Raw genomic sequence first — 14,584 nt, 5'->3', positions numbered from 1 at the left:
GTTGCCGGGGTCATTGATTTTTATGTAGTTCCATCCTGTTACAAATGGCGTTACAGTGAGTTCAATTTCCAGGTCGTTCAGACTAACCGGACCATCAACTGTTGCGCTATTGGCCTGATAAACGGGAGCAACGATTCCACTCGAGTAGTAAAGTGCATCCGGAATGTCGTCTGTATCCGGAATATCATTCACAAGGAAGTCGCCAATGCTGTCGTTTAACAGACCATACACCGAAACACTTTTAATGAGTTCATGAATCTGAACATCGCTGACAAGGCTCAAATCAGGATTACCAAAACTGTTGAGGTGATTAACTTTAACTTCGTACGAAATAAAATGCCCTAGCAGCGAACTGGTAAACCACCACTGGCCAACACCAATTTTACCACCTTCGATACTACCAAAATCAACATTTAAAAGCCCAAGCTGGGTGGGTTTACCACCGAGGTTTGAGCCCACGATATTAAAGTCAATCAAAAGTCCTTTTTCGTTTTCGATAATCTCGGGTTGTGCCGATTCGATGTTCACGCTGTATGCCGTTCCTGCACCCTGATTGTCAATCATCACGGCCAGTTCTGCGGGTACCATTGGCTCGATGGGTTCGGTAAGGGCATCATCACCCAGAATATCGCGTTGCATAAAGTAATCAATGAAAAGGTTTGGACTTGGATTAACCTGCAGAGTTACAGGGAACAAAGCTTGTTCGAAAATCTCGCCGGTAAAAGGATCGAGATAAGAAAGCGTGCCGCCAAAGGAATAATATTTTGGGACATCCAGCGCTGCTCCCCGTTCGGGAATAAACTGAATTACTGCACTTCCCTCTGTCTGCGCGCCAAGTGTGCCTGATCCATCAATTCCGGTTATCAGGTTAAGTGCCTGGGTGTTGATCTGGAAAAGATCGTTCCGCAGATTTCCTTCTTCATCACGGATTTCGAGGTCGAGCATGATGTTTTGCATGGCATCGGTTTCATGGCCATTAAAAATAGTCAGTGTTCCTTCAAAAGCTTCGCGGGTCATGGTGAGGGATTGAGAGAACTGAACTGATACCTTGGCGCAAACCGAGTTGGATTCCTGCTCAGTATATCCTTCAATAATACCGAAAGCTCTGTTGTATAATTCGGGTAAAGTTGATAATCCCTGCAGCTCGACATAATTCATTGCCGAATCAAATTGCAGCATATGATTGTAAAGTAAAACTGTATCAACCACATCCGGAAATTCAGGCGTTGGCGAATAAATGCTATTGTCCCACGCATCCATCGTTGAATTCCAACGGTTAACAAATCCGGTGATGTCGCCAGGTGTGATATCAGAATTGCTGAAAATATTCAACAATGCTGACTGCCTGTCGTCATCGAAAGGCAGCAATCCACTGATATTGCTCATCACCGAATCATTAAAAATCCCAAAATCCTCTCTTTCGAATAAAAGATCATTGTTGTAAATTTCATCAGCAATATTGATTATTGCATGAAATCCCTTATCCGCCATAAACATATCCTCCTGTGCCAGGATGATTTCGGCAGGTACCCCACTTTTTATTTCACCGGACTTTTCCCCCAGCCCTTCATTTATCTTACAACCAAGAGAATGACCTATATTATAGGCACATTCTAACTTGTCCTTAGTCTCTTTTAAGGCTACATAAGAAGGGTACTTTTGTGCAACCCATTTAACAACAGTACCAATGGTGCCTCCCTTAATGCTTTTACCACTAAAACCGTTACCGGCTTGCGAGAAGCTTGTACATCCCAGCATGGCATTTAAAAATTCCAGTAAACAGGGATCACATCCTTTTTTTTCTTCTACAATAATGGTGGTCGGTATTGAGAAAGGAAAAATATCATCAATGGTAATCGCAGAGGAACCATTTCCCGGGCTGTACAAAAATTCGACTCCACCATACGACCCTCCTGTAAATGCCGCATCACTACAATACCTGCCTTTAAGGATTGTTTCCTCCATAACAAACCTTATCTGATCATTGGGCCCACATATATACTTATAGGTAACTTTTGCAAAATTTCTGCAATTTCCCCCATTCTCAGAAGATTTACCCTCAGGTCTTCGTTCCATGATAACAGGAATCTGAACCGAGGTTTGAGGAAGAATATCAACAATATTTACATTGGCAGTGAACAAATATTCCGGGTCATCTGGTAATTTTACAATGGCATCCCGTGCTGTAATTAAACCATGGTTGGTCAATGTAAGAATGAATGGAAACACTTCGCCATTGGCCAGTTGGGGCAAAGAATCAGGCATATTCATAACGATTACCGGTGCCGGAACATTGGTCTCGAAAACAGCGACTAAACTAATCACATATTGATCCTCAATTTGTGTTGGGATAACTTCCCATGAATAAGTAATCGCCTGGAAGTCAATAAATACTTCCTCATTATTGACAATCCCCTTTTCGATATAAATATTGTTCTGGTAACTTCCATGATGAAGCGCTGTAACTTTAAGGTTGTAAAAACCCTCGCTTAATTCTTCTGCCAGGAAATGGCCGTTTACATCGGTTAATCCCTGGGCAATAATTTGCCCGGTATATGGATGCGAAACAACTACTGTTGCACCTTCAAGATGTGGAGCAGATTCGGTGTTGAAAGTATACTCATCCACAACATCTACCAGCAGACTCCCGGTTTCAATCGACACCGGTTCGAACGAGAATGGGAGGGCCACACTATTTGCATTGGTTGCTGAAAGTGCTATCTGTCCAGTTATCGGGTTATTTAACTGCAAATCGTCACCTGGGATAAGGGTTAAAGTAACACTTGCTGACTGTCCTGGGAGTAATGAAGATATTGTGTCAGGACATGCCAGTGACATCCAGTTGTTCTGAGGTAATATCACCTTGATAAGTCCGGTTTGATCCATTCCGTTATTTATTATTTCAAACTCGGCATAATTGATGCTTCCCCGCACTATACCTTTGTTGAGGGTCACCGGGTCGAGCTTTAGGTTTCCACGGGTTGCTTGACTGTAAAACCATGCACTGAACCTGAATTTTATGCCTTCGGCTGATGTGAGCTGGAGCTTAACTTCCTGATAAAGATTGCCCGAAGTTACCGAAGTAGCAGTGACTGAATAACTCATTATTGCGATGGAATTTCCCGCAAGTTGGGGTACAGGAACAAAATTTACCGTACACCCCGGAGGTGCAGACACTACTTGTAACTGCACGTTGTTTAACACAAGACTGCTAAGATTTTGAATATCAATGATAAATGGTTTTGTTTCATTCAAAAACATATCCCATTTAATAAAATCTGTGGCCGTATGTTTTGCTCCCAGGATGGTAAATTCATCCTGTGCTTCACTCAATCCCTGATTAGGAAAGCAAGCGCCAACGAAATATTCGCCGGCCTCACCATTCAGAGGTGAGAAGTTGACACTGAATTCACCGGCATTGTTACTAACCACATTTAAAACACGTCTGGCGCCATTTACCACAACATACACATCAACAGCTTTGTTGGGTGCAGGGCTTTTTGCAACTGTTTCAGTAACTCCGGTTATTGTTATTGGTGAGGTTCCGTTAAAAACATCTCCGTTTACAAATGCAGTTGCAGTATAATCAGGCGATATCGAAAGCGGAACAGGAACAGAAGTGTTGTTAATTGCCACCAATTCATTTAAAGCACCATTTACATTTACATTGGCAATGATAAAGAAATTACCGACCGTTGTTTCAGGTATAAAACTGGTACTGATTAATTCAGAACCACCTATCGTCAAAACCGATTGAATATATTGTGTTGAAATTAAAACATCACCATTATCAATCTGGGCATCGGAAGATAAATAAAATTTAACCTCCGCACCACTGGCAGCAAGGGCGAAACCCTCATTGGCGATTTGAAAACCAATATCCAGGCTTTCGTTAATGAGAATTGAATTTTTGGATAATGATAAATTTTGGGCCACGAAATCGGGTAGATTGCGGTCGCTTACCATGATCCAGCATGCGCCGGAGCTATAATTTTCGGAGGATACGTTTACCGAAACGATCTGGTTTCCATCTTCAATTCCATCATCAAGCGTATTGAATGGCACATCCACGGAAGTTGCGCCTTCAGGAAATATTACGGTTGCCGGAATTTCGATTTCATCATCGCCGTTATGCTCGATGGATAGAGCGATTTCATTTCCGCCAAGGGTATTTCTTGTTATCGTAAGAATGCCGGCATTGGTTTGATTTTCGAAAACTACAAAAGGATTGGAACTTGCTGAAAGCGATGGGCCATCATTGTCGAAGATGGTGATGCTTTGAGCCGATTCTCCAACAGTTCCCGAGGGTGCCCCGCAGCCGCACGATGGTATGAATACCGCTGCAGTAATGGCGATTTCCCGGTCTCCGTCGAGGATATTGTTATCAACAACCCCAACATTAAACTGCTTTTGTATTTGTCCGTTTGGTATGGATATTTGTGAAGGAAAATAAAGTTGTCCGGATAGGTTAGCCGATAACTGGATTACCAGATTTCCATTGGCAGGTTGTGCTAAAGTTACGTTACCCCATGAGGCATAGGGTCCTCCGGCTTCCGATACTGAAACCGGATCAATGGTAAAGGTAATCTGAGGAATGTCGTTATCAACAATTGAAATTGAAGTTGATGCTGGCACAAATCCAACCGAGGAAGCATTAAGCGAAACACTTTCGGTAATTTCGGGTGTATTATCGTTTAATACAGGAATTTCGATGGAAGCAAATGATTCGCCACCCTGAATAATCACTGATCCCGGTAAATTTATTTGATTGGGCCGGCTTGTGGAGAGGGCAACTGTAAGCGGGTTGTTTGTAACTACATCCCGGGTTACAGTCAATTGGAAAGTTTCTCCTTCGGAAGCCTCAATTTTATCTATGCTTACCGAAAGTCCCGGAACCTCATCGTCAATAATCGTAAGCTGGGCAACAGCCGTTGGGTAATTATTTCCATCTGCCGATATTTGGAGCGCAATATTGCCCTCAGTCAGATTATTGTTAATGGCCGAAATGTTGAACATTGCACCTGCCTGGTTAGCAGGTATGATGATTATTGATGGGAGAGTAACACGGTTTTCTTCCGAAAACGAAAGATTCACAACCTGGGCTTCATCACGGTTTCCGCTCCTGAAAATCATACATTGTAAAGGAGCCTGCTCATTTTCGTTGATGGTTGGCTGTGGAAGCGAAATGGCTAAACGTTTTTCGAGCATGATGGTTTGAGCCGACAGTGCAGTGTTATTTAACGTGCCGTTTGGCTTCTCAATTAAACCATCATTGGGTGTCAGTTTCACCTGAAGATATACATCGCCCTCCATTCCTAATTGCTGCGGAACAGTAAAACCCGAACTTTGTGCGATACTTCCTGAAGGTTCGAGGCTTTCGGTGTTTTGGACATACCCAAGAATTTGAATCTGCGCACCGGAAATAATCGCAACACGCTGGCTCCATCCTCCTACCGCAGAGGCATTGCCAATGTTTTCAACACTCCAGCCAACAGTAAGACTTTCGCCGGGGACGATGTTTCCGCTCAACGATTGTACATCATTCACTGCCAGATCAGGATAAGGTGGCAAACTTACCAGTATCGCATTTTGCGATCCCAACTCATTGTTGGTTTCATCAGTTTCCTGAATAATATTATTGGCATCGGTTTTAACGAAAGCATATTGCAATCCTTCGAGGTATTGCGGCAAAACAATATTTACGCTGTTGGTATAACTCATACCGGCGCTCAGTGAAGATTTATTGCTGACTGATGCCACTTTGAGGGCTGTGCTTATGTCAAATATGGGGGATGACGAAAGATAAATATCATCTTTCCAGGGGATGATGCCCGTACCTACGCTACCAATATTTTTGATGATGAAGTCAAAAGAAACCGTTTCGCCGGCAACCGCGTTTGATGGAATGGTGACCTGCTCAACAGCAAGGTCGGTAAATACATAAAATGAGAAAAACCGGACAGCGCTTTCGCCCTGGTAACAAAGGTTTCGTGCCACCACCTGCCAGTTGTAAATATAGTTTTTGTTGAGATATTCGGTGTAGGTATAACTGGTTCCAGTAATTCCTGAAACTGATGGAATAGCAGGTTTCTGCTGGTTTGTCCGCCAGATATAAAGGTCGTAGGCCGTTGCATTTGCAGCAGCCGACCAAGAAAAGGTTACCGGATCTGCAATTCCGTAGGTACTGTCGGCCGGGAGTAGCAAACTTACCGGGCTAACAGGAAGTGGAAAAGGTTCAACAGTAAACTGGGCAGAACCTTCGCAGCCATTTTCACCTGGTACAGTAACGGAATAAATTCCGGGCTCCGTAACCGTGATGCTTTGGGTGGTGGCGCCGGTATTCCAGAGGTATGAAATACTTTCGGATGCAGTGAGCTGCGCAGAACCACCGGGGCAAAATGCCGATGATCCGGAAATGGAAACTTCCGGTAACGGAAGAACAGTTACAACTACAGCCTCGGAAGGCGCTGAGGTGCAACCCTCCGAATTTACACTTACCGTGTAAGAACCCGCCAGGTTTACGAGGATACTTTGGGTGGTTGCGCCGTTACTCCATAGGTTTCCTGTTGCACTGTTGGAAGTCAATGTAACACTTCCACCATCACAGAAAGTGGTAGCGCCGCTTGCTGTTATAACAGGAACGGCAGGTAAGGCATTTTTCAGGAAAACCACATTGCTGAATGCTTCTTCAGCATTCGCATTAAAGGCTTTGCGCCTTATATAAATAAAATCGGCAACAAAATCTGGCTGATAGGTTGATGCTGTTGCTCCGCTGATATCTGCAAAAGTGAGATTGTCGGCGCTTTGCTGCCATTGGTATGAAATATTGAGGGAAGAGCCCCCAAAGGCACTTGCAACATTTGTGAGTGGCGCCGGGGTAAAGCTACCGCAATTGTTTTGGTTCGATCCAATCGTTCCACTTTGCAGGGCTGAGATTTGCAAATTAAAATTTAAGTAGCCGGGTCCGCCCGAATTTTCGGCTCTGATTTCGATAACGGAATTGGCATTTAATGCACCCAAGGTAATATTCGGATAGGGTCCAAATCCACCGGCAGCGAAAATTTCGTTGCCATCCAGGTAAGCACGAACGCTGTTATCAACGGAGGTAATGTTTAGGATGTAATTTCCTTCGGTAAAACCCTGCCGCTTCACAGCTAAAGTCCATGGCGCCTGATTCACAGCACATCCTTTATAACCCGGCGCTGATGAAGGTGCCGAATTGGAACCCCAGAGACTTTCGGAATTTACAACCAAACCGCTCACCGAATAATAGCCCTGGTAGCTGGTGCCTGCGCCTAAGTTCAAATCGGTGCCATTGTAGGCATACACATTCCATTCATTTACCGGAACGATGTTTGGGCTGATGGCGCCCCGAATATCCAAAAATACCAGATTACTCGAAATTGTTATTCCGTTAAGTGTAGCCAGGCGGCGATAATACGTTGGTGTATTCAGCAATGGCGGCGCAAAACTATTTCCGTTGGTAGCCTCCGGAATATTATTCCAGTTGCCGGAAGGAACGCTGTCCTGCCATTGATATGTGGTTTCCGGATCATTGTTGAAAGCAGGAGTTCCGGTTAAAGGATTTGGCACTATGGCCAGACAACTGCTTTGTGGTGCAGCAATAAAACCAGGGTTGCTATTACTATAAATCAGGTTGAGGGTCGCACTAAAAATTACTGCTCCCGGTGGGCCTAAATCGGTAGCATTAACATACAATGTGTTTAACCCCTGCTGAAGCAAAGGCACAATATCATTCCTGTTAATGTTGAACTGTTCTGAGTAACTGCCAATATTAGCAGTATTACCTGAGAGAGGCTGACCATTGATATAAACACCCTGATTCTGATTCCCTCCCAATACATTATCAACAGCGAAATTAAAGTCTATATCTGCATTTGTAACATTGCCATTTATCATAAAGTCGATGGCATAGAGGCATGTATTACCACCGCCATAATTACCCACATTATTGATCCATCTGGCGTCAGGGTCAGCAGGTAAGGAAGCTATCCATGCCGGGTGATTTTGCGTGACCAATGCGGGCGGGCCGGTTCGTGCGGCTGTAAAATCGGCACTGGTAAATACATCTGGGAAATACGTACCTGATGGCCCTACAAGCATTTTAACATTGGCATCTGCCTGTCCAAAATCGCCTGTACCACTGCGAAGTACAATGGTTTCCTGCAGCGGGGTTGTTCCAATCATAAATTCTCCCTGCTGATTTGAAGTAAGCAAGGTTTTATTTGTGGTGTTTAATGTGGCGTTTGTGTTGGTCCAGGCAGTTGAAGCATTATTGCTGCGATTAAAAAGCTGTAAGTCATTTTCATTCGATAAATCAACCGAAGGATTACCGGTATAATTATATGTTGTGGTGTAATCAGGGTTTGAAATATTAGCAGTAAACACACCGAAGTATTTTTGGTTACCACTGATTGCATTAACGCCGTTTTGAGAATTTGGATTTTCATTAACCCCATAGATATGTGTACCTGCTGTGGATGAATAGGTTCCGGCTGTATAAACGACCGATAAATTATCCTGTCCGTTCAGTGTAAGCGAAGCTCCCGGAAATCCTGAACTTACATAATTGTGTACTGATGTTTCGCCGATTGCTGCGCCGCTGATTACTCTTGCAGGGCCATTAATTAGTGTGCCATGATTTGCATTGGCTGTGGCATCAAAAGCAGTTGTGCCGGTGCTTTCATCAAAATTGTAATATGCAGCAAGGTTGGCGTAAAGCGGGTCGGATAATGTGATTTTTTGGCACATCCGGTCGCGGATTTGGGTTTCGGTGAGAGAAACATTCCACAATCTTACTTCATCTAAAGTGGCAGTAGGGAATCCGTTGCCAGGATAGAAAGGGCTACATACGCCTGTACCTATTTTTAAATCGGTGTTATTGCTTACATTCACACCTGATGAAGCAACAGATGCGACGAGGATACCGTCTTTGTATCCTTTTAGTTCCGAGTCGGTTCTGGTAAAAAAGATGTGGTGCCATTTTCCATCAATTGCATTTGGGATTACTATAGCTACACTTGGTGCATTGACCTCAAATGAAATTTCACCGGAAGCATTTTTTTCTATTCCCCATAAATTATTTGTTGGACCACCATTACAATCATCCCTTTTCTGGAAAAGAATTTCTCGTGTAAGATCGGAAGAATTTATCCAGAATTCTACAGAAAAGTTATTAGTGCCAAAGTTTATTGAAGGAGAATTGGGGATGGTAATAAAATCATCCACTCCATCAAAACTCAGTGCAATGCCGCTACCGGGCTTACTTGCTGTTAAATCGTTCATGAGTTCATTGGTGATTTCCGCTGCCGTTAAAGCTTTATCGTATATTTTCACCTCATCTATCAGACCGTCCATCGGGAAATTTAAACCTCCGCTTTCAATGGCAGCACCAATATAGAGTTTACTATTATCGTAACCAATGCTGCTGTTGAATGTATTGGTGGTTTTTAAAACACCATCAATATAGAGTTTATGCTGTTTGGAGTTATTATCAAATGTATTTACAACATAGTGCCATTGACCGGTGCTTGCAGGTGAAGTGACTTGGGAGTATGGATTAAAGTTGACCGGGTCATTCATGTGCCAGCACGAAAAATTGCTATTTTCAGTCCCCAGATGCCATGAGTCAGAAACATTATTGCCCATGGGCTTATCCACAAAAGTTTTTATTCCGCCTAAGGAATTCAATTTTACCCAGGCTGCAATGGTTATGCTGGAGGTGTGTAGCAGTATGTTATCATCTACTTCAATCCGGTTAGCCGTATTTCCATTGAATGAAACAGCGCCGTTGGCATTCCCGTTTCGATCAGTTGCTCCAGGCACAGAACCTATAATAGTGCCGTGCAGATTATTTCCGCTGCTGTCGGCGGCATTGCCATTAAGCGGGTAGTAGGCAATTAAAACCGGGATGTTAAATTCATTGCTGAATACAGGAGTGGTAGCAGTACCCTGCGTAGTTCCATTTAATACCGCACCGGTTCCGGTTGCTTTATTTTCAACTGTTAAACCTGCACCTTGCCCGATTCGGTTCATATCCCAATAACCAACCAGGCCGGTTTCGTTACCGGCAAGTTGGACATTCATGTTATTTTGTATTTCGGTGGCCGTGCGGGCAGTGTTCCAAATGCAGACTTCGTCAATGGATCCTTCAAAATTAAAGCCATCACTCCGTTTGCCGATTAAAAGTGGCTGGGTATTGTGGGTAAGAGTTTGCGTAGTTGATTTAGACTCTGCCAGAATGCCATTACGATATATTTTTATGGTAGTGCCATCGTAAACACCTGCTATATGCATCCACTTATTCAAATCGTTAATTGAAAATGTAATATTGGCAGCATCAAACGTGCTGCCATTTGCTATTACAATGGCTGCAGATGCACCCCCATCTATTCTTAATTGAAATCCTTCCCGGTCTGGATTCGATCCTCCACCCTTGTGTAAAATTTGCCTTAAAACTCCAAATGCCGTGGGTTTTATCCAGGCTTCCAGGGTAAGGTTGGAGGTAATATTTAATGCAGCATTGTTACCACAATCAACGAAATCATTGGTTCCATTCATTACAATGCTATTCCCAAACTGGCTGGCGTAGTTTGCCTCAACAGCCAAAGACCTGGTAACAGTTACTGTGGCAGCATTAATCTGCAAAGTGTAACCTGCCGGCAAATTAACAGAAGCAAAACTGCCACTGATGGTTCCAGATGTAAGATTGATAATGGTATAAACACCATTTGGTACGATGCCCGTTTCGGTAATGGTGATGGTACCTGCAAGGGTCAAGTCTCCATTTCGTTGCAATTGGTCGTGTCCGCTTCCTGCTCCGGTTCCATCAAGAATTTCAATTTCCAGTGTGCTGTTTGCTGAAAGAGGTTGCTGACCATCCATAGTAAGTATTCCGGGAGATAAGCCCGGCGCAATAGATCCATTGCCTGTAATTGGGTTCGACATAAAATTATAGGTGCCCAATCCTTGAATAGTGCCATTGTTGGTGCATGAAAAATGATTGAACGAAGTTGTTCCTGTACTGGTTTTTTTTAGCGTTCCCGAATTAATAAGATTAAGGTTTCCTGTTCCGTTTATCTGATCGGTTCCGTTGTTACCACTAATGGTAAACAAACCGGCATTCGTACAAGTGACACCTGCCGCTGTGAACCTGAAGCTGCCATCCTGCCAGTCAATGGTTCCATTGTTAGTCAGGTTTGCGCCTAACCATTTATCGCTGCCACCAGCCATCGTAAGTGTTTTGCCGTTAGCAACCGTAGTTACCCGGTTTAACCTTGCAGCATTCCAGATGCTGTTTTCATTTATTGCCAAGGTTCCCGGTCCGTTTATCTCTATATAATAAGAGTCGAGTGTTAGCGCACCGTTACAGGTAAGATTCCCTGCACCGGTAACATTGGAGGCAAGAACCAATGAAGTGGTGGATGGAATAACCATATCATTATTTAAAACCAATGTAGATCCAGGGTGATTAAAACTCAAAACTCCGCTACCTGTGATGGCTGAACCGGTATTCCAGTTAAACGTTAACCCTTCATTAACTGCTAATGTAGCATTGGATAAAATGATGGGTGATGAATTATTGATGGTTCCATTGGCAAAAACCAGTGTACCGCCATTAATATTCAGTACGCCTAAGTTATTCAGCGAAAAGTGATTAAGTCCTGTCCCACCATTGCTTGTCTTTGTAAAAGTTCCATTGTTATTGAAAATGAAGTTTCCTGTTCCGTTGATCTGATCGGCACCATTGTTACCGCTGATGGTAAAAAAAGCGTTGTTCTGCAAGATAAGGCCATTTACTGAAGATCTCAAGCCACCATCCTGCCAGTCAATAGTGCCGTTATTAATAAAGTTTGCTCCTAATACCTTGTCATTTCCGGTTACCAGGTTAAGTAAGCCTCCGGTAGCTATTAAAGCTTCACCGCTTCCATTTATAGAACTGCCATTCCAAACCCAAATTCCGCTTACTGATAAATCATTTCCGATTCCATTGTTTAAAATAATAGCACCATTTTGCGTCAATGTTCCTCCAACTTCTACCACAACCTGGTCAACCGTAACAGCACTGTTTACTGTTACATTGTGTTCATTTCGTATCGTTATTACCCCATCAGCACTCGTAGGTGCATTGGTTGCAGGGACAAAGGAAGTTCCGTCAAATACTTCCCAGGTGGAAGGCGAACTCCAGTCGCCGGAGGTGATGCTGCGGTAGTTTTGGCCTATAAATGAATTGAACTCTGCCAGTACTTGTGCTTCCGTTAGGGCAGTGTTGTAAATCTTAACTTCGTCAATAAAACCATTGGTATGCGTATTTGTAATGGGACAACCTGATAGATTTTCTTGTGAAGCTCTGCCTATCGTCCAATTCTGCGCATTTTCTGACACTTCATAATTGATGACTTCCGATGTAGCTAAAACTCCATTAATATAGAGTTCTGCTGAATTATTCGCATTAAATGTAACTGTAATGAAATTCCATTGATTAACCGCCAATGCATCCGATTGTAAAATGTTTTCAGCCGTAAAATCATCACCTTTTGAAAACAATGCCGTCACATTTCCAGTAGCGTTCACACTCAATCCAAATGGAAAATCGGTGAATGCACTGGCACATAAGCTTCGCTTGCTTAGAATTTCGTAAACAGTATTAGCCGCAGGAAGCGATGGCATTTTATACCAGCAACTCACCGTAAAAGCCGATGTAAGGTTGGTTCCGAAGTTGCAGGAAATATTATCATCCACCCCATCAAAACTATACGCGCTGTTGGCATTTCCAAAGCGGTCGGTGGTAAGGGTAGCGCCATTTACGGCGCCGTGATTTGAACCAACAGCATCGTTGGCATTGCCGGTAAAGGAATACCAGGCAATAGGAGTTTGCGAAAAACCACCCAGGTTGATTAAAATTAATGATAGAAGAAAAAAGCTCCTTTTTAAAATTGAAGTCGTTTTAAACAATTGATTAGTAGATGTTTGCATAATAATGATTCTTGAAGAAAGTTTTTAGGTTATTATTTGGTAAAATGGTGCAATAATACTATCATGGAAGTTCATGGGAATGATTCAAATATTAAATTATCTTAAATGGATGGTAAATAATAGACGGTAAATAATAACTAATTGTTTAGCTATATGTTATAAATGTTTTGCTGTCAACAACAATGTCAATTTCGACTTATTTTTGTATAAGAGTACAATTTACAAAGTTCTTTTAGGACAAGCAATTAAAAAAGCCCCGGCGCATGGCCAGGGCTTTAATATAAAATGAATTAAAAAGCAGATTTATAGTCCATCTTACCTTTTAATGATCTTCTCGATGCGCTTAAAATCCTTCCCTTCGAGCTGTAACAGGTAAATTCCGCTGCGCAATACCGTCAGATCAATCTGGTTGCGAAGCGTGAGTAGTTTCTGTCGCAGCATTTCCCTTCCGTGCATATCGGTCATGATCAACTGAATCTCCTGCTGATCAACAAGATCAATGAAAAGCGTTTCGCCTGCCGGATTGGGATAGATCAGCACATCATTTTTATTGCTGCTCTGATCTTCTGCTGACAGTGCCGTTCCAAGGTTGATTCCGGCAATGGCGCTGATGCCGTTTGCGGCGAATGTCCCATTCTGCTGTGGCCAGCTGGCATCCCATGTTAACTCGAGTGTATAATCTGTGCCTGTTGTGACTACATGAAGTCTGAGTTCGACCGGTTCATTGGCTGTGAAGCCATCTTTCATGGCAGTTGTTGGGTCATCTCCAAACAGCATCATACTCATTGTTGAGTTCTCCCAAAGTATCATTCCATAGCAATTGCCATTTTCGTCGAATGCCCCAATATAGTCGCCAGGCTTGATCAATGACTCACTGATGGCTTGTTTGGGGAAAGCGATGATATGGGTAGCTGCACTTCGGCTGGTCATTGTCCATGGCGCGTTCCCGATGATTTCCATCATATTCGGATTGGTAGAGTTGATCACTGAAGAGGTTCCGCTTTTGGTGCAACCCGGATAGGTGATTGTTTCAGCATTGCCCATCAGTACATAATACGCTTTGCCTGGTTGCAGGATTTGCAAGGTATTGATGCTGAATGCCGGCCAGTAAAGTTGCCATCCGGCTACTTCTTTGACTACAATTACCCCTTTATCTGCAAAAAGTGCTTCCACTTCCGCCTCACATTCGCTCAACACAGGGATCAGGTTCCAGCCCTGGCTGAGTTGCAATGTCCTGTTGGATGACCTCGATCCGACAATAGTCAGTTCGATCTGATTGGTTACTTTGATGGAATAGCCTTCCTGGGTGTTCCAGTTGCCTATGGTGTTGATCTGTTGACCTGGCCAGTAGAATCCGGTAAGCGACTGAAGGATAATGAGGTCAGTGACTACGCTTTGGAACACATCCTCCATAGCAGGATCAATCGGATTGACAAATGAAGAGAGCCCTGACCAACCCTGCGGAATCATGAGTTCATGGCAATAGTTCACCTGCAGGGTAACCTGGCTGGTAGCAACAACAGCACATGGACTCAAAGGCTGAGCTACCAGGGATATGACTACGGTTCCATTGTCGATATCACTGGTT

2 protein-coding genes are annotated in these 14,584 nt (G+C 43.4%); both read right to left on the bottom strand.

Annotated features, from left to right (window positions below):
• Nucleotides 1–12,996 (bottom strand): hypothetical protein (locus IH598_13250; GenBank protein MBE0639477.1); only part of this gene is annotated, 12,996 nt, incomplete at its 3' end.
• Nucleotides 12,997–13,311: 315 nt separating this feature from the next.
• A partial coding sequence (locus IH598_13245; GenBank protein ID MBE0639476.1) for a T9SS type A sorting domain-containing protein occupies nucleotides 13,312–14,584 on the bottom strand: 1,273 nt, incomplete at its 5' end.

This window comes from Bacteroidales bacterium (assembly GCA_014860585.1).
Taxonomy (GTDB): Bacteria; Bacteroidota; Bacteroidia; order Bacteroidales; family 4484-276; genus RZYY01.
The sequence above is the reverse complement of the archived record's forward strand: the minus strand, read 5'-3'. Positions and strand labels throughout refer to the sequence as shown.